This is a genomic window from Shewanella nanhaiensis (assembly GCF_019457885.1).
Taxonomy (GTDB): domain Bacteria; phylum Pseudomonadota; class Gammaproteobacteria; order Enterobacterales; family Shewanellaceae; genus Shewanella; species Shewanella nanhaiensis.
In genome coordinates, this window is sequence record NZ_JAHZST010000006.1 from 128,408 (window position 1) to 151,375 (window position 22,968).

Here is a 22,968-nt window from a genome sequence, read left to right on the forward strand (position 1 = left end):
CGTGCAGGGGATAATTAAAAGCGATAAATAGAGGTTTACTCCTCATTTCATGATTAACAGCGACTTTATTGGTGTTGTTTAATTACATTTTTGTGCTTTTTAGATCTATTTGTAGGTCCGTTCAGCAAAATTAATGACAGAATAAATGAGCGCCAAATTGGCGCTAATGTTTGTTTTTATGCCTACTCTTATGGCTTGTGTGTCTTTCTTTTTATTGAAGTGTTGCTCCTGTTTTGAGTTATATGGTGAGTTTTAGCCGCTTAAGGCTATTCGTCGGTTTAATCGCCTAAAAACGATATTTATCTCTCACAAAGTGACTCAGATCCCTTGCAGCTAATTTTTGCCTGTATAAACTGCCGACATCTAAACGTTACCTCGGTAAAAAATGTATGGAAGTTTTCATCAGTTTGTTGGGAATGATCAGCCTGATCGGTTTGGCTGTGCTGATTTCAGAGAAGCGAACCGCCATTAATCTGCGCACGGTACTGGGAGCCCTAGTGTTTCAGATCGCTTTCGGTGCATTTGTGATGTATGTGCCTATGGGGCAATCCATGTTGGATAGCGCCTCTGGCGGTGTGATGCATGTCATAGGTTACGCTAACGAAGGTTTATCATTCCTGTTTGGCGATCTGGCTAAATTTGGTGTTGGCTTCATCTTTGTGATTAACGTGCTATTTGTGGTGGTGTTTGTCAGTGCCCTGATTGCCGTTTTATATTACTTAGGGATCATGCAGTTAATCATCGGCTTGATTGGTGGTGGCCTATCAAAGCTGCTTGGTACCAGCCGCGCCGAGTCTCTGTCTGCGACGGCCAACATCTTTGTTGGTCCTATTGAAGCGCCCTCTATGGTGCGTCCATTTGTAAAGCACATGACCCGCTCTGAGCTCTTTGCTGTGATGACAGGTGGTTTAGCGTCTGTTGCTGGTGGCACCATGATTGGTTATATCCAGATGGGCGTCGACGTTAAATATGTACTGACCGCTGCCTTTATGACTGCTCCTGCGGGTTTACTGTTTGCCAAACTTATCTGGCCTGAGACTGAGCAGCCACAAAACGATATTAAGAAGGTGATGGATGAGCAGGATGACAGACCTGCTAATGTCCTTGACGCTGCAGCGGGTGGAGCGGCGATGGGAATGCAACAGGTTATCTCGGTGTCGGCACTACTGTTAGCTTTCGTTGCCCTGATCGCTATGGTTAACGGCATTATTGGTGGGGTCGGTGGCTGGTTTGGTTATGGCGAGCTAACCATGCAGATGATTTTAGGTTATCTGCTTGCACCATTAGCTTGGATCATGGGTGTGCCTTGGAGTGAAGCGATTCAAGCGGCATCATTTATTGGCCAGAAGATGGTGATTAATGAGTTTGTTGCCTATATCGACTTCCTTAAAGTTGCCGATCAACTCTCTGAAAAGACGCAGATCATTATCAGTTTTACCCTGTGTGGTTTTGCCAATATAGGCTCTCTGGCCATGGTGATTGGCGGCTTAGCGGCGCTTTGTCCTGAGCGCCGTCATGACCTGAGTGCCATCGGTATGAAGGCGCTTATTGCTGCGGCGCTAGCCAACTTAATGAGCGGTACTATCGCTGGCTTACTCTTTAGCCTAGCGGGTTAATCCATCACGTATTTATTGAAAGCGCCGTACTTGATGCGGCGCCTAACTTTTAGGAAAAAAGATGACTCCACATATCAATGCCGAAGCTGGCGCATTTGCAACGACTGTTTTAATGCCAGGCGACCCGCTAAGAGCTAAATATATTGCTGAGAACTTCCTTGAAAATGCCGTCTTGGTGACTGATGTGCGCAATATGTTGGGCTACACAGGCGAATATCAGGGCAAGAAGATCTCTGTGATGGGCTCAGGTATGGGCATTCCCTCTATCTCTATCTACGCGAAAGAGTTGATCACTGAATATGGGGTGAAGAACATCATACGTATCGGCTCTTGTGGTGCGGTGAGTGATAAGATTAAGTTGATGGATGTAGTGATGGCTATGGGTGCTAGCACTGACTCAGCGATTAATCGTACTCGCTTTGAACACACAGATTTCGCCATGATTGCAGACTTTAACCTACTAAGAAAAGCGGCCGATGCGGCGGACAAACTTAAGGTTAACTACCATGTGGGCAACCTCTACTCCTCTGATCTATTCTACAGCTCAGATGAAGCGCGTTACGATCTGATGGAGAAGTACGGCATCTTAGGTGTCGAGATGGAAGCAGCAGGTCTTTATGGCGTGGCTGCTGAGTATGGAGCTAATGCACTGGCGATGATGACAGTGACCGATCATATCAGGCAGGGACTACATTTAACGGCTGAAGAGCGCCAACAAACCCTTAATGAGATGATCAAGTTAACACTTGAAGCTGTAAGCCAAGATCTTTAATTTTCGCTTAATCTAGTCTGGCTAAGCTGCCGCGCAAAAGGCAGCTTATACCGGTTACCCTACGGCTCCTGAGTATTCACCTAACGCCGATCACTTTCAGATGAATCAGCATCAAAAATAAGAGTGCTCGGGAGCCACCCATGATCGCCATATTAATGGCGACACTCAGTTGCTACAGTGAGCGCAAATAGAGTAGACCCTGAAACCAGTTCAGGATGGGGGATACATCGAGTTGTTAGGCTCGTCATGCTGAATTTATTTCAGTATCCAGCTCTTGATTCATGTCTCAATTTTTCTTCCCCTTCAAATGAAACTTAAACACTTGTTTAAACTTTAACCCTGAAGCAGTAGACTGTTGGCATTATTGATCAATAGGGTTGAGTAATGAGTATTTGGTTTAGACCGGTAAGCTTAGAAGATTGCGCCAAGATGGATTCGGGAATGCATGGCAAGGGAACTTTGATGCAGACCATGGGAATTAAGATCTCTGAGATTGGTGATGACTATATGAAAGCCACCATGCCAGCGACCCCAGCAATACATAACCCGCTTGGGATAGTGCACGGTGGCGCGAATGTGGCGTTGGCCGAAACCGTTGCCAGCTACGCAGCTAACTTTGCTGTCGACTTTGAGCAGTATTACTGTGTGGGTCAGGAGATTAATGCCAACCACCTGAAGGCGTCGCGTAATGGGACATTAACGGCGACAGCAAAAGCGGTTCATTTAGGCAAACGCAGTTCGGTATGGGAGGTGCTTATCCATAACAGCGCTGGCGAGCTATGTTGTATCTCGAGAATGACTGCTGCGGTAGTTAAACGTTAGTTTTTTTTGGCTGTGTCAGCTTCATTCGAGGTTAGAGGTTTAGCTGAATACTTGTATTGATAATTAAGTTTTAATTATCAATAGATTGTTGTTAGCAAGTTGATTTCTCTGTTCCGTCGCTGGTTTTTTGGTCATAATGGCTGTTGCTAGCTTAGGTATATTGGAGGGGTTATGGATAGCGCAACCATTTGGGAATGGGTCGGATATCTGGCGTCGGTTGTCGTCGCAATATCTTTGATGATGTCTAATATCAAGAAGTTACGCTGGTGGAACCTGATCGGTGCCGCTCTATTTGTGGCTTATGGTTTAGCGATTGGAGCAATTCCTGTTGCACTTGTGAATTTTTTTATTGTGTTAATCGATGCCTATTATCTGGTTAAGCTCTATAGAGAGGAGGGGACCGTTTTAGATCAAGCGTGATCTGTTATTACGGTTTTAACGAGTTCAGGATGGTTGTTTTCACCTATCCTGAATTCTGCTTTTAGCATCCTTTCATGTACAAAAATTAATTTTAAGTCGTTGATGGTAAAGTTCTTTATTGATTTAGATCAATATGATTAACGACTAGAAGTCATACTCTCCAAGGTCTTGGAGAATTTAATCTCCTTTTTTATCTATGTTTAATCGCAAAATTCTTTTAGTTTAATCTGTTTTAATCGTTTTATTGTTTCAGGTTTTTTTACTACTCTTACTCCATCGACATAGTTACTTATATAACTTGCTAATTGAAACTTTAGGAGTAGTGACCATGACAACTATTTATGACCTGATCGAAACTTGGATTAATGATAAGCGTGAAGGTTCGCTTTCTTGATGTACTGAGTGAAACCGTTTGTTTTCATGCTGATGTATTAATCTAATTGAATTTTAAGTAATTTCAAAAGATTTTTAAGCTGATAACTGACTTAATTATAATGATTGATGTGAGTTCTAGGAGTTTATTATGGATAAGAAATTGACCACTGCGTTTGGCGCACCGGTACCCGACAATCAAAATGTAAAAACTGCGGGTAAGCGCGGTCCTATGCTACTTGAAAACGCTTGGTTTATTGAAAAGCTAGCCCATTTTGACCGCGAAGTGATCCCTGAGCGTCGTATGCATGCTAAAGGTTCTGGTGCATTCGGTCGTTTTACGGTAACTCATGATATTAGTGAATTTACTAAGGCCAAGTTATTTGAATCTGTTGGTAAAGAGACTGAGGTTTTTGTTCGCTTCTCGACGGTAGCTGGTGAGCGTGGTGCTGCCGATGCAGAGCGTGATATCCGCGGTTTTGCGATCAAGTTCTACACCGAGCAAGGTAACTGGGATCTCGTGGGCAATAACACCCCTGTTTTCTTCCTTAAAGATCCACTTAAGTTCCCAGATCTTAACCATGCGGTGAAGCGCGATCCATATACTAATATGCGTAGTGCTAACAACAACTGGGATTTCTGGACTCTGTCGCCTGAGGCGCTGCATCAGATCACTATGACGATGGGCGATCGCGGGATCCCTAAGACTTACCGTCATATGGATGGTTTTGGATCTCATACATACAGCTTTATCAGCAAAGATGATAAGCGCTACTGGGTGAAGTTCCACTTTAAGACGCAGCAAGGTATCCAGAATCTGTCAGATAAAGAAGCGGCTGAGATTATCGCTAATGACCGTGAGAGTCACCAAGCGGATCTATTGAACTCGATCGATAAGGGTGATTTCCCTAAATGGACCCTCTATGTCCAGTTGATGGAGGAGACTGCGGCTGGTGATTGTCCGTTTAATCCGTTCGATCTGACTAAGGTTTGGCCACATAAAGATTATCCACTAATTCAGGTGGGTGAGCTTGAGCTTAACCGTAACCCAGATAACTATTTTGCCGAAGTTGAGCAGGCGGCATTTGCCCCAACAACTATCGTACCTGGTATCGGTTTCTCACCGGATAAGATGTTGCAGGGACGTTTGTTCTCTTACGGTGATACCCAGCGCTATCGTTTAGGGGTTAACCACAGTCATATTCCGGTTAATGCACCTAAATGTCCATTCCACTCCTACCACAGAGATGGACAGATGCGTACCGATGGCAATGCTGGCCGTACCATAGGCTATGAGCCAAACACTCAGGGCCAATGGCAGGAGCAACCAGACTTTAGCGAGCCACCACTACAGATAGATGGTGATGCGGATGCCTATAGCCATAAAGATGATGATCACTACAGTCAAGCTGGTGACCTATTCAGATTGATGGGTAGCGATGAGCAGCAGAGATTGTTTGCTAATACGGCAGCTTCAGTAGGCGGCGCTGATAGACATATTCAGATAAGACACATACAGAACTGTATGAAAGCTGATGTGGCATACGGTGAAGGTCTAGCTAAGGTATTAGGAATTAGCGCTGACGAGTTATAAGTCATTAGTTAACAACTGCTGCGAGTGTCGAGTTAGGAGCTAATAGCTAAAGAGTTACTTATATTAAGGTTACGGGTAAGCATTGAGATTGTATCTCAGCGTTAACTCGTAACCTTTTTTCTTTTCCCTTAGCTCACGCTTTTCTTTGTTTAATTAAAACAGCAGAGTTACTACGCCTAGTAGGGCAAACAGCACGGCACACCCTCTGTGTATCAAGGTCATCGGCAATCTCTCAGCGCTAAAATGACCAGCTATCACTACAGGCACATTGGCGATCATCATGCCTAATGTTGTCCCCATCACGACCATGGCCAGTGCGTCATATTTGGCTGAAAGCACCACGGTCGCTACTTGAGTTTTGTCGCCCATCTCGGCGATAAAAAACAGAATAAAGGTGGCAAGAAAGGGCCCCATCTTATAAAAACGGCTCTGCTCCTCATCCATCTTGTCTGGAACTAATACCCAAAGTGCGATGGCAAAGAATGACCCTGCGACTAAATAACGTCCAAGCTCTGGGCTGATAAAGCTAATTGCCCATTGTCCTACCCAGGCCGCGGCAAAATGGTTGGCTAAGGTTGAGAGAAAAATGCCGAGAATAATGGCGGTTTTTGCGCCGCTTAAATGACTGAATCTGGCCGCTAGAATAAGTGCTAGAAGTTGAGTTTTATCGCCGATTTCGGCAATAGCAACGGTGAGGGTTGATGCGAGTAGAGCTTCCACTTTAATGAATTCCTATTTAGGGGGCAAAAAATCCGAGTACAGCTAACCGGCCCCCTTAAAAATATTGATAACAATATCGGCGGTAACTGCACTCAGGTCTTGCCTAACAATCTCAGCTTAAGTGTGATTGTCGTGAACACCATGGCGATGTGGCCAAGTATGTTGATGTTCACCCAACTAGTTTCTAATGGTAGAAAATCTTTGGTGGCTACTCCCCTGAAGTAGTGGCCTCATTATACTGACTGGAAACCAGAGTGCAATCAGCTTTATTAGGGGGGATAGAAGAGTTTAATTTCTTGGATACACTTGTTAAATATATGGTTTTTATGGGTTTGATTAAGTGTTTGATTTTTAATGGTGATTAAAATTGACAGCGTTATCATTGTTACGTATTTTATGCCTGTTGGTGACGATAAGCAGAAGGTAAATTAGTCTGCCCTTATCTGCCGGCATCCATGTATTTGGCAAACTAGCTGAAAAGTTAGGACGCAAAGCTTCCGGTCTAAGGTGTAGGACTCACTGAGTGCTCATTAAGATAGCGGGGTTGCCACGATAGATATGTCAGGCTGAGATCCTATCTTAGCTATACCTATTGTGATCCGTTCAGTCCAAATACCACGTTTGTTTTTTACCTTGCCTTTTTTATGGGGGACAAGGTATTGAGTGGAGTGTGTTCAATGAGACATCAAAAATCGATTAATCAATCTATTAGCCTCTCTCTTGTTGCGAGTGCAGGTCTGTTAATGAGTTCTGCAGCCTTGGCTCATGGCTATGTAAAGAGCCCTGAGTCTAGAGCTTACGCTTGTAACCAAGGGGGAAATGTTAACTGTGGCGCGGTGCAGTGGGAGCCACAAAGTGTTGAGGGGCCGTCGGGGTTTCCTGAGCTTGGGCCCGTTGATGGCAAGTTGGCCAGTGCTGGACAGGGGGCGTTTGCTCCACTGGATGAGCAGAGTTCGACCCGATGGAGTCGATCGGACATTAGCGCTGGCTGGAATGAGTTTAGCTGGCAGTTTACCGCTAACCATGTGACCCGTAACTGGCGTTATTACCTGACAGAGCAAAACTGGGATCCTAATAAACCACTGAGTCGTAGCAGTTTCGACCTGACCCCTTTTTGTGTGATTGAGGGAGATATGGTCCAGCCGCCTAAATTTGTCACCCATGAGTGTAACGTGCCGGCCAGAGCCAGTGGCTATCAGGTTATTCTGGCGCTGTGGGAGGTAGGCGATACCGCTAACAGCTTCTATAACGTTATCGATGTGAACTTTAATGATGGCAGCACCACGCCAGATACATGGAGTGATGTGGGCAATATTAATCCTGCACTGGATCTAAAAGTGGGTGACAGCGCTATGACTCGGGTATTCACCGCTGAGGGGGAGCAGGCTTCAATGCAAACCAGCATCACCATAGAGAATACCCAGCAAGGGCTGAAAAATAACTGGCCCCATCTGTTAGCAACCGCGGTGAACCGCGAGCAAACTAAGATGAAGGCAGGTCAGAAAAGTGCTACCGGTGAGATAGTCCCTGTCTATGGTAAGAATGAGATTTTTGCTAAAGATGGCAGTGGCATCAACCGAGTTGAAGTGGGCTTTGATATTGCGCCTGAACCAGGAAACAGCGTGGAGGTGAGCTCATTAGCAGATAGCTATGAGATAAATGAGGGGAAAGCCTTGGTGAGTTTCGATATCACCACCAATACCGATATGCAGGTTAGCGTGCAGCTTAGTAGCCATAATGGTCAGGCATCTGGTTTTCAGAGTCAGCAGGTAAACTCCACCACAGCGTCATTTGAGATAGATGTGATTGAGCCTGTGGTGGGTCATTACCATATGTTGGTCAAGGCTGAGCCCACTCAAGGGGAGGTGATAGTGCAGAACCATGATCTTTTCCTGACTGAAGCGGCAGCTCCTGGTGATGCCGATTATGTGTTTCCTCAAGGCATTGTGGATTATCAGGCGGGCACCACAGTGTTTCAACCTAAAAATGGCAAGACCTACCAATGTAAGCCTTTCCCATACAGTGGCTACTGTATTCAATGGTCAGAAACTGCTACGGGTTTTGAGCCAGGTGTCGGCTCAGATTGGGGGCTAGCTTGGATTGAGCTTTAATTCCGAGCTCGTTATCAGTTAGATACGTGATCGCAGGTTATCTCGTATAATCTGCGATTTATGTTTAATTCAAGAGGTGATATTTAACTTTCTGTTTATAAATCGTTGTAATTTTGAGCGTCAACCCTGTTTGTTCATAAGTGGCTTGCCGACTGGGTTTGGCTCTGTTACTGTCCCTCTCAGTCATTTTTAGAGAGTTGAGATGTAATGCAATCTGTATATCTGTTTTTCCCTCGATTTATTCAGCCTCAATGGCGTTGTCGATAGGGTAAAACAACTATTAACTAGTCATTGAGGCCAATTGCGATCACTAAGGTCAGTAGACCTGATTCGATTGGGGGCTGTTAATAATGATGAAATATCTTGCTAATACCACTCCTTCCAAGTCGTTCTAAATCAGACCTACCAAAAATCTAGAATAAAAATATATCTAACAGGACAAATTTGTGAATTTAAAAATGCTTGGCTCAATTGCCATTGTCGCCGGAACTGCGATTGGCGCAGGAATGTTAGCACTGCCTCTGGCGACCGCAGCACTGGGGATCATCCCAGCTATTCTGCTACTGGTCGTTATATGGGGAGTTTCAGCTTACACCTCTTTGTTGATGCTTGAGGTGAATCTACGCACTGGCGTAGGCGATAATCTACATGCCATTACAGGTAAGATTTTAGGCAAGCGAGGTCAGCTTATACAGGGAGCGTCCTTCTTAAGTTTGCTGTTTGCCCTTACGGCAGCCTACCTGACAGGTGGCTCCTCCTTGCTGGTATTAAAAGCTGAGGCGATGTTTGGCATAGCTCTGGATAATCAGCTTGCGGTGGTGATATTTACCCTGACCTTAGGCCTGCTAGCCGCATTCGGTGTGGCTTGGGTCGACAAGGTTTCTCGTATTCTGTTTTCATTGATGATCGCCTTGCTGGTTATTACCGTTGGCTTCTTACTGCCTGAAGTTAGCCCATCACAGATGGCGATTGCGGCCATTGAAGAGGGTAAGGTTGATCTCTGGATGGCGGCTATCCCTGTCGTTTTCACCTCTTTTGGTTTCCATGTGTGTATCGCAACTTTAGTACGTTACTTAGAGGGTGATGCATTAACGCTGCGCAAAGTACTTTTGATTGGCTCAACGTTACCGCTGCTGTGCTATGTGCTCTGGTTGTTAGTGACGTTAGGCACTGTGGGAGGAGAGCAGATCCATAGCTTTGGTGGCTCACTGCCAGCACTTATCACATCGCTGCAGGATATCGCCTCTCAACCTTGGGTAAGTAAGTGTATTTCGCTGTTTGCTGACTTTGCTTTAGTGACCTCCTTTATCGGTGTGACCTTAAGTCTGTATGATTTTATCAGTGAGCTGACACGAGCTAAGAGTACCATTATGGGCCGAGTTCAAACTTGGTTAATCACCTTCGTTCCACCTGTGTTATGTGCGCTTTATATTCCTGAAGGCTTTGTTGCGGTACTCGGTTTCGCGGCCGTACCTCTGGTATTTATCATCATCTTCTTGCCGATTGTGATGGTTCTAAAACAGCGCAAAGAGGTGACTGAAGGTTATCAAGTCTGCGGTGGTAAGCCAGCGCTGACGCTAGTGGGCTTGCTGGGGGCGGTGATTATTGCAGCTCAACTGATGGTGGCGCTCTAAGAGATTGTACAAACTCCTTTACTCTGGTTTTTATTTCGCTTTGTAAGGGATTTAGTCAAAGGGGTTGTAACCCACTTTGCCTATGATAAAGTCGAGCTCGAATATGCAAATATTGAGCTCGACTTTTTTATGCCTTAGCAGTGCTTGAAAGTAGTGATTTTAAAAAGACTTAAATAAGTTTTACCCCACAAATAATTAAAAAATGGATTTAACAAAATGAAGAAATGGCTTCTCACCGTCGCTGTTGCAGCCTCATTTGGCGCACAGGCTGATGAAGGTATGTGGCAACCCTACCAGCTGCCAGCAATGGCTGACGAACTTAAAGCGAAAGGGTTGGAGATAGATGCAAAATCTATCTCTAAGTTAACTGAGTTCCCGATGAATGCAGTGATCAGCCTAGGGGGCTGTACAGCATCATTTGTCTCTCCTAAAGGCCTTGCAGTGACTAACCATCACTGTGCTTATGGCTCAATTCAATACAATTCAACGCCAGAGAAAAACCTGCTTAAGGATGGCTTCTTAGCTAAGTCCTATGGTGAAGAGTTACAGGCGACACCGGGTTCACGTATCTATGTGACCGAAGCGGTAACCAATGTGACTGACAAGGTTAAAAAGGGCTTAGATAGCAAGGTAGGTAATGATTACTACCTAGGTATCGAGCAGAAAGAAAAAGCGTTAGTGGCCGAGTGTGAAGCCGAAGATGGCTATCGCTGTAAGGTCTATAGCTTCCATGGTGGCCTTGAGTATTACCTAGTGAAGCAGCTAGAGATCCGCGACGTGCGCCTTGTGTATAACCCAGCGGCAAGCGTAGGTAAGTATGGCGGTGATATCGATAACTGGATGTGGCCCCGTCATACGGGGGATTTCTCCTTCTACCGTGGTTACGTCTCTAAAGATGGCAAGCCTGCCGACTTTAGCAAAGACAATGTGCCCTATGAGCCTAAGAGTTTCCTTAAGGTTTCAGCAAAAGGTGTGAGCGACGGTGATTTTGTGATGGTGGCAGGTTACCCTGGCCGCACTAACCGTTACCGCACAGCCAATGAGGTGGAGAACACATTTGAGTGGGCCTACCCTGAAGGTAAAATGCTCCGTGAGCGCTTTATTGAGATCATCAAAGAGACAGCGCCTGAGGGTAGCGACGAGCGCATTAAGTATGAGAGCTTAATTGCTGGCTTAGCTAACTATGCTAAGAACTTCACCTCTATGATTGAGTTCTACGGTAAGTCGACCATGCTCGATGACCGTAAAGGCCGTGAGACAGATCTAGCCACTTGGATCAAGCAAGATAAGAAGCGCCAACAGCAGTATGGTAAAACCTTAGCTGAGCTAGATAAGCTGATTGCCGAAGGTCAGGAGAATCAAGCTCGTGACACTATCTTAGGCTATATCCGTTACACCACTATGGTGCCAACAGCGCGTAAACTCTACCGTTTAGCCAATGAGAAGCAACTTGATGATATGGCTCGTGAGCCAGGTTATCAGGAGCGTGACATGATAAGCTTCAAATCGCGTATGGAGCGTATCGATCGTCGCTATGCCGCCAGTGTCGATAAAGCTGTCTTGTTAGATATGTTAAAGCGTTATGCGGTACTGCCAGCAAGCGAGCGTATTCCTGCACTTGATAAGGTGTTTGGCATCGGCAAGATGTTAGATGCTAAGCAGCTCTCTAAAACGTTAGATACCATGTACGCTAACACTCAGTTGGGTGACATGGAGACTCGTCTGGCATGGATGGACAAGTCAGTTGCTGACTTTAAAGCATCAAATGATCCTTTCATTCAGTTTGCGGTTGCCATGTATGACACCGACATGAAAGCAGAGAAGAAGGATAAAGAGTTAGCGGGTAAGTTGATGAAGGTGCGTCCTCAATATATGGATGCGATTATCGCCTTTAATACTGAGCAAGGTAAGCCTGTTTATGCCGATGCTAACTCAAGCCTTCGTGTCACTGTGGGTCATGTGAAAGGTTACTCACCTGAAGATGGTCTGCGCGCGCTACCTTTCACCCGTCTTGAAGGTATCTTAGCTAAAGACACAGGTGTTTCTCCATTTGATGCACCTGCTAAGCAGCTTGAGTTGATTAAGCAGAAGCAGTATGGCGATTTCTACATGAAGTCTATCGATTCTGTGCCAGTTAACTTCCTGTCGACCTTAGATACCACAGGTGGTAACTCAGGCTCTCCGACCCTAAACGGCCGCGCTGAACTGGTTGGCCTACTGTTCGACGGCGTCTATGAGAGCATTATCGGAGATTGGGGTTACGATCCTGAGACTAACCGCTCTATCCAAGTCGATAGCCGCTACATGCTTTGGGTAATGAAGTATTTGGACAATGCAGATAACTTGTTAGCCGAAATGGAGATCGTTCACTAGCTTTAGGTTAGGTAGTCGAGCTAGGAGTTGTTAGTTTCGAGCTAGGAGCTGCTAGCGACGAGATACAGGTCTAGAAGGGCGCTTAAGTGAAAACTTAGCGCCTTTTTTACTTTGCTTAAACCAATTTATTGTATTTGTAGAAGAGTGGTTTTGCTTAATGTAGTTGATTGAGATTTTCATGAATTGCTTTGTGTAAATTTTCAGAAACTAAAATTGTATTAGGATGCTTTTCCCCCAACTTATTTAAGAATATTTGGTAGGACTGAGTTAAGTGTTCAATAACTTTGTCAAATTTTTTAACCTTATTGTAAACATTGGCTATATTATTGTGTTTTTGGGCTATTGAAATATGCTCTTCTCCATAGCTAGCAATATTAGAATTCAAAGCCTTTTTATAGTAATTGATAGAATCTTCATACATTTCAAGTGAACAATATATATCAGCTAAAGTTGCCCAGTCTCTAGCAATAGCAGGGTGTTTTTCATCAAAATTTTTCATGTCTGAAGTTAATGCTAGCTTAGTGAGTTTTAGTGCAGGCTCAAATTGTGAGCAGGAGTTAAGGATTACGGCAATATTATTTCTTGTTGATGCGACATCTGGGTGGCTTTCTCCTAAGATATTTATATCTGACTCAAGTGCTAACTGGTAAAACTGTAAAGCATTTATGTCGTCACTGATCTCTGTGTAAGTAGCACCTAAATTATGATAGCTGTTAGATATTTCAGGATGTTGCTCACCAAGGAGTTTTAAGCGAGTTTTCAATGATGTCTTTAGCTGCTCTATAGCATGTTCATAATGACCTAAATGACAATTGACTAACCCTATATTGTTTCTTGTTGCTGCAGTATCTAGACTAAATTCGCCTAATATTTCAAGTTGGATTGATAATGCTATGTTAAGTTGTTCTATTGCATCGCAAAACCTATTAGTTTGCCTGTAAATTTCACCTAAAATATTGTGAGTTGCAGCTATTAGTAGATCTGTTTTATCATCTTTACTATCGATAATATCTAACGCTATTAAACAGTGTTTTTCCGCTTCTTCAAATTGAGCTAATGCTAGGTATGATGCACTTAAATTTATTTGGTTTTGAGCTTTATCTTGTTTCTTTGTAAGGGGAAAGTCTTTTTCTAGTTTTAGGTAAAATTTGATTGATTCATTGAAGTTACCTTTTGCATACTCTGTCATACCTAAGGCGTTTAGGGACTTTATGTATTCAGCCTTATCTTCAAAAGATACAGATTCTTCATTCGACTTATTGAAGTATTCAATAGCAGCGTCATATTCAGCAACTGAGTAGAAAGACCAACCCAATTTATATAGTTCTATCGTAGATAACTTTCCTTTCCCATCAAGTTGAAAAATTGTTTCCCAGTAATAGATGACTGATTCATACTCTTCACACTCAAAGTTGATCTTAGATAGCTCTTTCAATATGAATATTTCTGTAACCTTATGTTTATCAAAATAAATGGCTGATAGGGACAGCTGATATAACTTGTGAGCAGGTTGGAGGTAGTTAACTTTAAAACAGAGTTTACCTAAAATTGTCAGTGGGAAAATCAACGCTCTGTTGAAAAAATACAACAGGGAATAAAACATAAATATCCTTATTTTTCATTGTTATACGTTGTTCTTTTAAAACTTTTCTAGCTATTTGACATTTTTGAGTTACTTTTCATACTTCTCTTTGTCAATAATCGTTATTTATTATTAGCATGATATTGTATTGGATTATATATATTTTTGTAATATAAAAGTGTTGCATAAAAATAGGGCGATTAACATAGCCAGCTTTCTGCTGACCAGTATGAAGTCGATAAGGAGGTTAGTAAGAAATAACTAAGACACCCACAATTAATATACAATTCTTGTAAAGAGGTGTTATGTCATCAAAAGACAGGACAAGCATAACTTATAGACGACAATTAACTATGCCTGCCCCCATTTATTCCCCCCACAAAAATTCTTTAGAGAAGGGGCTAATAGCTAGCGCTACATATATCTGCACCTACAGATACTTGTCAATATTGACCTTTCGACTATTATTGTTGGCTTGCTTAACGGCTTCTAGCATCGCATCTAGTTTAGCACGACCAAACACTCGACCGTTAAGTATTACAGTATCGATAGAACGGGTATTCTCAATATTTACTAATGGATTCTTATTGAGTAGAACTAGATCAGCACGCTTACCAGCTTCAACAATTCCAGCATTACTGTTCATTAGCTCGGCTGGATTTCTTGTAGCTGTAGCGAGTGTTTGAGCAGGGCTCATACCACCTAAGTTAAGTGAGCGTATTTCTTTGTGTAAGGCAAAACCTGGCACAACTAAGAACCCGCCAGAATCAGAACCCGCGACTATCTTAACCTCACGTTCGATCATAGATTTTAATAGAATATGATGAGCTTTCTCTCTTGCTGTCCAGTAAATATCATATTCTTTGTAATCCTTCGTTGAAGGAGCACTAACTGCTTCAAATTGATTGGATCCCGGCAACCATCCCACCTTATAACCTGGAATCAATTTGGTACCCTCTACAAGAGCTGGGTTTACGTATTCAACGGGAACGCTTTTTAATTTTGATTCTAGATCACTGAATTGGTCGTGTATATTTTCCATGTACAACAATACAGAGTTCACAGTTATGTCTTTTGCAAGTATGTCATCGATAATTTCATCACTGCGAGCTTCAACGTGGGCATAGAAAGCATCGCTACCGTTTTTGTTAATTGAACCAAACTCACGGATCAATACTGTGACAATTTCCTCGATGTGAGCCAGTTCACGTTGCTGAGTTATTTTAAGCTCTGATAATTCGAAGGTCAGCGGAAAATGCCCAACGGTTGGGGTTCCTTGCTCTGCAGCTAGTTTATTGACTGCTCGGTAGCTAGGCATATCAAGATGATAGGTTTTAATTGCATCATAGCCTTGCTCAATAAACTCTTTGACCATCTCCTCTGCTTGCTCAACATTTCGAGCGGTTTTATGAAAGGTAAAAAATTCAAATAAAGTACCTTCGATGAAATCTTTGGTATTAAGTGGTGGCGAGGAAACAAACATTCTTGGCCCAACACGACCTTGTTCGATTTCATCGCGTAATTGTAGGTTCTCTTCAAATCCGCCTAAATCTCGGATATGAGTAACGCCGTTAGCAACGTATAACAGCAGGTCATTGGGGCTCTTGTGAATGTGAATATGTGAATCTACTAAACCGGGGATAACATACTTGCCATTGCCATCTATAACCTCCGCGTTAGTGGGTACAGTACCATTAGCAATCACTGAGAGGATCTTGCCATCATCCACTATAACTGTACGATTAGGTAGCATGGTTTGGCCGTCAGGCGAGAGTACATTGGTATTGGTGATTGCTGTCAGCTTCAATGGCGTGGCAAAAGCTGTGTGGTCAACTAATTCAGTGTCAAAGCCATAAGTTGAATTAATTGCACTTTTATACCATATAAGAAAAGTGATTGTGACTAAGATTAGAAAAGCAAAAATTACTAGAAACCATTTAGATATTGTTTTTAACATTGAGTAACTCCATCAGTTTTTGATGGTGCAATTTCAACAGGCTAGCAGGTTTTAAGCGTCCAATTTTATATAATTATACGTCCAAGATTATAGTTCTGGGGCTTTTCAGGCCTAATATGCTTATTTATTGGTTTCTTAAGTTATCTGTTGCCGGTAAACACTTGGCGTTTTGCCCGTAAGCTTTTTAAAGGTGGCATTAAAGCTACTTTTTGATGAAAAACCTGCTTCCAGTGCTAGATCAATCAAGTTGCGATCGCTTTTTTGTTCGAGTTGCTGACAAACATCCGCGACTCGATACTCATTGATAAACAGGTTAAAGTTTTTACCACCTTGCTGATTTAATGTCTCTGATAAATGATGCACACTAACCCCCACCTGATTAGCAAGATTTGAAAGAGTGAGCTCGCTATTACGGTACAGAGCCTGTTCTTTTACTTGTTTTTGTATCAAAGAAAGTAGATTTGATCGCATTTCTTGATCTAACAATCCGTCGGACGATTGATTTATATCAGTCGAACTTGACTGAGCCAGTTCCTGTTTTAGCTGCTTAACGTGAAATAAGCTGGGATTACGCAGTTGCACAAAGGCAATAAAGTAGACCATAAGAACTAACAAAATATACGAAAGCGTATTGATACTATGAATGCGGCTAATAAAGTTGAAAAATATACTCAAAGCCCAAAATGAAACGATAAATATAATTAGGCACCATAACCACTTAAAAATATCAGGATTATAGGAAGATAAGGTTTGTTTAGCTTTAATTTGATAGAAGTGAACCATTTTAATCGATAATGCGGTATAGATTATTATTTGACCAAAGATAATCATCTTGGTGATCATCTTTATAAGAAGCGCATTATCTGGCAGCCTAACAAATTCAAGCGCTTTTTCGGCCGGAAACAGAATGTCATAATTAATCAGATAGCAAATTGCTAATGGTAAAAAATGGAGTATATCTATGCGCTTTAGCGGTAAGCCAGTTATTGCTGTTCGACAATATAGATAAGTCAGGCCTCCATAACAAGCGGGTAAAAAGACTAAGAAACCAATCAACCAAGTGAATAAACTATTTTCAGCTTCAACGATGAGTGGAAGTACGAAGGTTGTTGCTATAAACAGACATTGTATACCTAACAGCTTACTGGCGTAATTGACCCGCTTATCACTAAAAAGTAGCGTGAATAGCAAAAAGCCCTGAATCCCACCAATAGCCAGTATGACAATTTGAATCTGAGACATATTTATTTTTGTTATAAGCTAAAATTTCGTAGAGTGTAAGTCTACCGATTAAGTAGGATGATGTCGATTTGTAAGACTTTTAGACACTCACCTTAGCGGTTTGAAGTGAATACGACAAACGCTGAGTGACAATTCAGATAAAAGTTAGCACAAAGAAAATGTATTCAGCCTTCATTCCAAGGCTAGCAAGTTTTGGGGCAAAAATAAGTTACGAAACCCAACCAAGTAAAGCTAAATCGAAGAGACAAATGAACAGGTGTAGATGCAGCTGCGAGTTTCGGTTTCAAGGATGAAACCGTAAAGCGGCCATGGATGGCTTCATCGCGTCTCGCAGAAGTAACTACACATTCCCCGCTGGGAAACGATAGATAACCATGAAGGTACAACCTTCAACAACTCAGCCAATATACATTTAGCCAGAAGTTAACACTAATAAATGTATTCAGCCTTCATTCCAAGGCTGATTTAAGATTGATGAGTTCTGAAGATGTCAGTTGTCTCATCTCTCCCTCTTCGAGATCGCCAAGGGCTAAACTTTGGATCTTAACCCGCTTAAGGTCAATCACCTTAAACCCTAACGCCTGTGACATACGGCGGATCTGCCGGTTTAGCCCTTGTGTCAGGGTTATCTCAAATTGGTCTTTAGCTAACCGTGTCAGCGTGCAGGGTAGGGTGGTGACATCTCGGTAGCTGACTCCTTGGGCCATTGCTTGCAGGAAGTTATCGTCAAAATCTCTGTCGACCCTGACATGGTAAATTTTGCTGTGGCCAAAATCTGGGTGCATCAGTGTTTGAGTTAGTTCGCCATCATTGGTCAGCAGCAGAAGACCGCGAGAATCTTTGTCTAAGCGACCTACGGGGTAGAGCCTTGGTGTTGAAGGCAGCAGATGCAATAGACTGCTAGGATCGTCGATTAACAGGCGTGAGTCGGTGCCTACCGCCTTGTGAAATACCCAATACTCTTTCTCTTCTACAGCTGAGATAGGTGCGCCATCGAAGGTTAACCGTTCACTACTCTGCATCCCTTGGGGCGTTTCAATGAGCGTCACCGTGTCGATATGATTTGCTATGCGCCCCTCTATGGTGATTAAGCCGTCGCGTATATAGCGAGTTGCGGCTCTGCGGGAGCACAGTCCGGTTTGAGCTAAGTATTTTGCTAGACGCATTTGAGTGGGGTTGTGTTCCATCTATGCCGATGTGGTTGGAAAGCTTGCCACTAGTTTACCACTTTTTTCAATGAGCCTTACGTGCTTACAGCTATAAGTGTAGCAAGGCTACATGTCAGGAGTGTAGTTCTCATTAGAGAGCTTTCGGACCGTAAATGCTAAGACAACGCACCAGATCATGGTGATACTGGTCTGAAACCACATGTTTAGTGAGACCCAGCAAAACTCGCCTTGGTCGTGTAGGCAGGGGGTAAAGTCTAAGGTCTGCCAATCTAATTGATAGATAAGTCCAGTTGTACTAATAAACCCAGATACGCTGATGACAAACAGAGACGTTGAGCATAGCCCCTTGTGATTGAAACGCAGGCTGATGGTGAGCAGGTACAGGACAAAGGTGCCCATAAGAAAGCTGGTAGAGACGATGCGGTGTTCATCGAGGTAGTTAATCGGAAACACGCCGATAAGGATTATCGACATCCCAACCCAGAAGCCTGCGATGGCGATATAGTGGCTGTAGTAGCCAAGTTTGAGCCGAAATAAGCCATACATTGAGAGTAAGATACAGGAACCTGCGATGACCAATGAGAGGTTGTAAATATAGGCGAGAGGGGAGTGGATATAGTCGCCTAAAAAATCGGCTCGTCTGAAAAATACTTTAGTGCCGATATGTTGATATTCGGCCCATACCGAGATTGAGATCCCGATGGCGGAGGTGAAAGCACCAGCCAAAATCATCAAGACGACGAGTCGGTGAAGATCATAACGGGGCGAATGAGTATCGAGTTCTTGGGCCATCGAGTTCACTTTGTTAGGGATTAAAAAGCGTGCAGTAACTGCTGCTTTATCTGTACCTACTGATATAGGTTGAGGCTATTGCCTCCAATGAGATATCCCTATCACTGTAATACACAAGATGCCCTAAATACTTTAGTACTACAATAGGACGATAGTGGTATCGAATACAGAGTAATAGTAGTCGCTGATGAAAAAATCGTCAGAAATAAAAAAGGAGGGCCATTATTTGCCCTCCTTTATAATACTTATGACTTACTGTTTTGTGTGAGCTATTTCGATAACGGTTAAGCGACTCGTTTACGGAAAATCACAATAGAAACAGCGACAACGGCTAAGATCATACAGTACCAGGCGTGGGTGACCGCTTCTATCGGTGAGATACTAAAAACTGAAGCGATAAGTAGAGCCTGAGCGCCGTAGGGGATAAGCCCCTGTATGATACAGGAGAAAATATCTAAGATACTGGCAGCACGTTTAGGTGTCACTTCATGCTTCTGAGCCAGCTCTTTTGCGATATCACCGGTAACGACAATAGAGACAGTGTTGTTAGCCACGCAGGTGTTTGTTAGTGCCACTATGCCCGCCATGCCGAGTTCTGATGCGCGAGTCGATGCGCCGCCTTTAGCCTTAGAGAACTTAGCGATAAGCTTCTCTATCTGCTTGCTGACGAAGGCCAGTCCGCCTTGCTGTTGCATCAGCGCTGCCAGTCCTCCCACTAACATAGAGAGGATGAAGATCTCCTGCATATTACCAAAGCCTGCATAGATATCTTGGCCAAACTGGATCACGTCGTAATCCATGGTCAAAAGCCCTGTGATACCCGCCAGTAAGATCCCGATAGTCAGTACGACAAATACGTTTAAACCTGAAACCGCGAGCAGCAAAATGGTTAGGTAAGGGAGCACTTTGATGAAATCGATCTCTTGAGCGGCAACGTCAGCTTGACCCTGTCCCGCTAAGGTAAAGAGAACGAGTGTGATGATAGAGGCGGGAATTGCGAAGATAAGGTTCTCTTTGAACTTATCTTTCATCTCACACCCTTGAGTACGCGTTGCAGCAATTGTGGTGTCTGAGATGATAGAGAGGTTATCACCAAATAGCGCACCGGATATAACAGCGCCAGCCATCAGAGCGAGCTCTATCTGGGCTTCATTAGCGATACCCAGCGCTATTGGAGCGACCGCGGCTATGGTGCCCATTGAGGTTCCCATGGCGGTGGCAATAAACGCAGCGATGACAAAGAAGCCTGGAAGTAGCAGGCTAGATGGGACTAATGAGAGGCCCAGTGCCACTGTGGCATCAACACCACCCGTCGCCTTAGCGACAGCTGCAAAAGCGCCTGCCAATAGGTAGATAAGACACATGGCGATGATGTTCGCATGGCCTATTCCGGCGATAAAGGTCTCTATGCTTTGATTTAACTTCTGCTTAGAGATGATAAGCGCAAAGATGATCGCAGGTAAGATAGCGACCACACTTGGCAGTTGGTAGAAGGCAAAGTCTACCCCTTGATTCTGAAAGTAGAGGCCAGCACCGATAAACAGGGCTAAAAATAGAAATAGTGGTACTAAAGCCAAAAAGGAGGCTGTGGGAGCCGTATCTGCTGGGCTCACGTCATGGCTTGCTGGAGTTTGTTTTGAAGTCGTCAATGTGTTTTCTCTTTCTCAGTTGCTTTATCGAACCATAGGTTTCCATTGCCTCCTAGCTGGAACACGCTGCGCTTTTCTCTAAAACAAGCAGTATGGTACATCTCAATATCTGAGAGGATATGAGATTTGTTATGCCCTGTCAATTTAGACGTCTAGATGTTTTTACTTCTATTTATTTTTTCTCTCAATTTGTTAATCCCTTCGAGATTGAGGCAAGTTGTTAGGTTATGATACGGCTCACTATTAATGAGCAGATTTAAAGAGATGTTATACAGTGAAGCTAATTGATATCGATAAGAGCAGATACAGGAAGAACCTCAACCTAGTGAGTATCGCTTTAGTGGCCGGGTTAACGATTTTATCTCTGGTGTTTGGTGCGCTCTTGATCGCCGCATTTGGTACTCACGCCAGTGAGAATATCGCCGCAGGAGAGTCAACGGGGAACTTTCACCTTAATCTTTTGGGGGTGATCTTTGCTGTTGTGACCTGTTTGAGTGTGATGATCCGGGTAAAAGATAGTGCTTTTATGCATGAGGTCTATTATGTATGGCGTCTCAAAGCTCTGCATAATCGCATCTATCGTCGACTGAAATCGATTAAAGCGGCGGCTAACAACCAAGAGTTAAATGCCCTAATTATCTTGAGTTTCTACTATGCAGGTTTAAAACAGGTCTATTTTTTGGACAACAATACCTTAACCATAAGCAAGGTTGAGAAGGATATTGCTGAACTTGAGCGGCGTATCTGTGAGTCTAAGCAGACGGTGTCCTTAGATCAGTTTGATGAGAAGATGCTCGAGGCCTTTAACTAAAAGTAGGTCTATTTCTTGGATATCAATCAATGACCTTAACCATGAGCAAAGTGGAGAAGGATATTGCTGAACTTGAGCGGCGTATCTGTGAGTCTAAGCAGACGGTGTCCTTAGATCAGTTTGATGAGAAGATGCTCGAGGCCTTTAACTAAAAGTAGGTCTATTTCTTGGATATCAATCAATGACCTTAACCATGAGCAAAGTGGAGAAGGATATCTCTGAGTTAGAGGAGATGATCACAGCGCATAAACTGACGATATCGCCAGATGCGTTTAAGCCGGAAACGCTTGAGGGATTTAATTAAAGATACTGTTAAGCATTGAGGATAAAGTAGGTAACAGGTTAGCTCAGTCGTCATTTATCCTCGGCCTTATCGGAGAGGATATGTTGAACACAGGCAGAGCGAAGCAGTGAAGTGAAATTCTTCACGTCGCCATGGTGGTCAAGCGCTTCAATATAGAGGCTGGCAATGAACTGATTCCGCTTCATTCCTTGGCTTTCAGCTATCTGATCTAAAAGATCCCAGAAGAGCTTTTCCAGAGAGATGCTGGTCACGTGACCCTGAATTCGAATAGATTTCTGAATGGGCAAATAGTGACTCGTCGGGTTGTCGAAAAACAGATTTCTCATAACTTTGATTTTTATACCTGAATAGGTTTAACGGTTATAATTCCAAGATGTTATCTTTTAGTTGTATCTAATCTTTTTGGAATTAGCGTAATGTAACTAGCCTATTAGTACTTCATCAGAACAAGTCTTTACTTTTATGCAAAGAGTTATAGGTGCTTAGACAGCATGATTATTTCGGGTTTTTGGGTGATGAGCCCAGGAACCTCCTTCATCATAATTTTATAGTGTCTGGTGTTCTTATGTTTTTCGTATGCTGAAATATCGACAAATGCCTTTATAAAAACGAAATGTCCCTTTTCTTTGCTCTCTTCGTGGAGTTCATATCTAACACAACCTAGCTCGCTTCTTGTCGGTAGAACAACGCTTTTTAAAAGTTCTAAAAGCGCCTCTTCTTTACCGCTCTGGGCTTTAAAGCGAGCCAATAAATAGATCATATGTTCGCCCATCATTACAACTTACTTTCTATGTCAAAAAGGGATAATGTAAGGCACTTAATGATTAACATGGTAGCAAGGGGGTACTACATTTGAATTTATTAGCATAAAATACTCCTTGCTTTACAGTTCCTTGGGCGAACTTATGCTCAGCTTTGATCATTAATCAGCTTGTATTGTACATATAGATTATCGCCCTTTATCGTCTCGTGATATTCACTCCTCTTCGAAAAAATTATCCTCTTTCTACTTTTTTACTAATGGCTTT

At 43.2% G+C, this 22,968-nt stretch carries 20 protein-coding genes and 2 riboswitches; of the genes, 11 read left to right on the plus strand and 9 right to left on the minus strand.

The annotated features are described in order from the left end of the window. Positions 1 to 389: 389 nt before the first annotated feature. From K0625_RS10425 to K0625_RS10445, 5 genes are all read left to right on the plus strand, one after another. Complete coding sequence (locus tag K0625_RS10425; RefSeq protein ID WP_220109633.1) at positions 390 to 1,616, plus strand: NupC/NupG family nucleoside CNT transporter; 1,227 nt, start codon at positions 390 to 392, stop codon at positions 1,614 to 1,616. A 61-nt stretch (positions 1,617 to 1,677) separates the two neighbouring features. Then, positions 1,678 to 2,388: a purine-nucleoside phosphorylase gene (gene deoD / locus K0625_RS10430; protein ID WP_012326472.1), complete on the plus strand. Its 711-nt coding sequence runs from the start codon at positions 1,678 to 1,680 to the stop codon at positions 2,386 to 2,388. Between the two features lie 384 nt (positions 2,389 to 2,772). Then, a complete protein-coding gene (locus K0625_RS10435) occupies positions 2,773 to 3,210 on the plus strand; it encodes a PaaI family thioesterase (protein WP_012326471.1) in 438 nt (145 codons plus the stop codon). Positions 3,211 to 3,381: 171 nt separating this feature from the next. Next, positions 3,382 to 3,630: a YgjV family protein gene (locus K0625_RS10440; RefSeq protein WP_220109634.1), complete on the plus strand. Its 249-nt coding sequence runs from the start codon at positions 3,382 to 3,384 to the stop codon at positions 3,628 to 3,630. A 523-nt stretch (positions 3,631 to 4,153) separates the two neighbouring features. After that, positions 4,154 to 5,596 (plus strand): catalase, encoded by a 1,443-nt coding sequence (locus tag K0625_RS10445; RefSeq protein ID WP_220109635.1) that lies wholly within the window; start codon positions 4,154 to 4,156, stop codon positions 5,594 to 5,596. A gap of 153 nt (positions 5,597 to 5,749) precedes the next feature. On the opposite strand, the gene K0625_RS10450 is transcribed toward K0625_RS10445, so the two are convergent. Next, the gene (locus tag K0625_RS10450; RefSeq protein WP_220109636.1) at positions 5,750 to 6,316 is read right to left on the minus strand and encodes a TMEM165/GDT1 family protein; all 567 of its coding nucleotides are present in this window, start codon (positions 6,314 to 6,316) and stop codon (positions 5,750 to 5,752) included. Between the two features lie 105 nt (positions 6,317 to 6,421). Next, a riboswitch (yybP-ykoY riboswitch) is annotated at positions 6,422 to 6,539 on the minus strand. A 230-nt stretch (positions 6,540 to 6,769) separates the two neighbouring features. Continuing rightward, positions 6,770 to 6,868, plus strand: a riboswitch (cyclic di-GMP riboswitch). 125 nt (positions 6,869 to 6,993) lie between these two features. Between K0625_RS10450 and gbpA the strand changes: the two genes are divergently transcribed. The 3 genes from gbpA to K0625_RS10465 all read left to right on the plus strand — a co-directional run bounded on the left by gbpA (position 6,994) and on the right by K0625_RS10465 (position 12,434). Beyond that, positions 6,994 to 8,427, plus strand: a complete 1,434-nt coding sequence (gbpA, locus tag K0625_RS10455; protein ID WP_220109637.1) for an N-acetylglucosamine-binding protein GbpA — start codon at positions 6,994 to 6,996, stop codon at positions 8,425 to 8,427. 458 nt (positions 8,428 to 8,885) lie between these two features. Next, positions 8,886 to 10,061: an aromatic amino acid transport family protein gene (locus K0625_RS10460; RefSeq protein WP_220109766.1), complete on the plus strand. Its 1,176-nt coding sequence runs from the start codon at positions 8,886 to 8,888 to the stop codon at positions 10,059 to 10,061. Positions 10,062 to 10,277: 216 nt separating this feature from the next. Beyond that, positions 10,278 to 12,434: a S46 family peptidase gene (locus K0625_RS10465; protein WP_065187890.1), complete on the plus strand. Its 2,157-nt coding sequence runs from the start codon at positions 10,278 to 10,280 to the stop codon at positions 12,432 to 12,434. A 154-nt stretch (positions 12,435 to 12,588) separates the two neighbouring features. Here the strand turns inward: K0625_RS10465 and K0625_RS10470 are convergent, their stop codons facing one another. The 6 genes from K0625_RS10470 to K0625_RS10495 all read right to left on the minus strand — a co-directional run bounded on the left by K0625_RS10470 (position 12,589) and on the right by K0625_RS10495 (position 20,825). Further along, on the minus strand, positions 12,589 to 14,037 hold the full coding sequence (locus K0625_RS10470) for a tetratricopeptide repeat protein (protein WP_220109638.1): 1,449 nt from the start codon (positions 14,035 to 14,037) through the stop codon (positions 12,589 to 12,591). A gap of 409 nt (positions 14,038 to 14,446) precedes the next feature. Further along, on the minus strand, positions 14,447 to 15,973 hold the full coding sequence (locus K0625_RS10475; protein WP_220109639.1) for an amidohydrolase family protein: 1,527 nt from the start codon (positions 15,971 to 15,973) through the stop codon (positions 14,447 to 14,449). A gap of 135 nt (positions 15,974 to 16,108) precedes the next feature. After that, entirely contained in the window at positions 16,109 to 17,215 is a 1,107-nt protein-coding gene (locus tag K0625_RS10480; protein ID WP_220109640.1) for an AraC family transcriptional regulator, read from the minus strand. A 449-nt stretch (positions 17,216 to 17,664) separates the two neighbouring features. After that, complete coding sequence (locus tag K0625_RS10485; RefSeq protein ID WP_220109767.1) at positions 17,665 to 18,381, minus strand: pseudouridine synthase; 717 nt, start codon at positions 18,379 to 18,381, stop codon at positions 17,665 to 17,667. Positions 18,382 to 18,489: 108 nt separating this feature from the next. Then, positions 18,490 to 19,176 (minus strand): DUF998 domain-containing protein, encoded by a 687-nt coding sequence (locus K0625_RS10490; RefSeq protein WP_220109641.1) that lies wholly within the window; start codon positions 19,174 to 19,176, stop codon positions 18,490 to 18,492. 284 nt (positions 19,177 to 19,460) lie between these two features. Further along, positions 19,461 to 20,825, minus strand: a complete 1,365-nt coding sequence (locus K0625_RS10495) for a Na+/H+ antiporter NhaC family protein (RefSeq protein WP_438944497.1) — start codon at positions 20,823 to 20,825, stop codon at positions 19,461 to 19,463. Positions 20,826 to 21,099: 274 nt separating this feature from the next. Here K0625_RS10495 and K0625_RS10500 point away from each other — a divergent pair, with 274 nt between their 5' ends. From K0625_RS10500 to K0625_RS24675, 3 genes are read left to right on the plus strand one after another with little or no spacing between them, the layout of a single operon-like run. Beyond that, a complete protein-coding gene (locus tag K0625_RS10500) occupies positions 21,100 to 21,636 on the plus strand; it encodes a DUF3087 domain-containing protein (RefSeq protein WP_220109642.1) in 537 nt (178 codons plus the stop codon). A gap of 29 nt (positions 21,637 to 21,665) precedes the next feature. Continuing rightward, complete coding sequence (locus K0625_RS24670; RefSeq protein ID WP_269902799.1) at positions 21,666 to 21,788, plus strand: hypothetical protein; 123 nt, start codon at positions 21,666 to 21,668, stop codon at positions 21,786 to 21,788. A gap of 29 nt (positions 21,789 to 21,817) precedes the next feature. Continuing rightward, on the plus strand, positions 21,818 to 21,940 hold the full coding sequence (locus K0625_RS24675) for a hypothetical protein (RefSeq protein WP_269902800.1): 123 nt from the start codon (positions 21,818 to 21,820) through the stop codon (positions 21,938 to 21,940). 50 nt (positions 21,941 to 21,990) lie between these two features. Here the strand turns inward: K0625_RS24675 and K0625_RS10505 are convergent, their stop codons facing one another. Next, complete coding sequence (locus tag K0625_RS10505) at positions 21,991 to 22,266, minus strand: ribbon-helix-helix domain-containing protein (RefSeq protein WP_220109643.1); 276 nt, start codon at positions 22,264 to 22,266, stop codon at positions 21,991 to 21,993. Between the two features lie 146 nt (positions 22,267 to 22,412). Continuing rightward, on the minus strand, positions 22,413 to 22,715 hold the full coding sequence (locus tag K0625_RS10510) for a putative quinol monooxygenase (RefSeq protein ID WP_232847028.1): 303 nt from the start codon (positions 22,713 to 22,715) through the stop codon (positions 22,413 to 22,415). Positions 22,716 to 22,968: the final 253 nt, after the last annotated feature.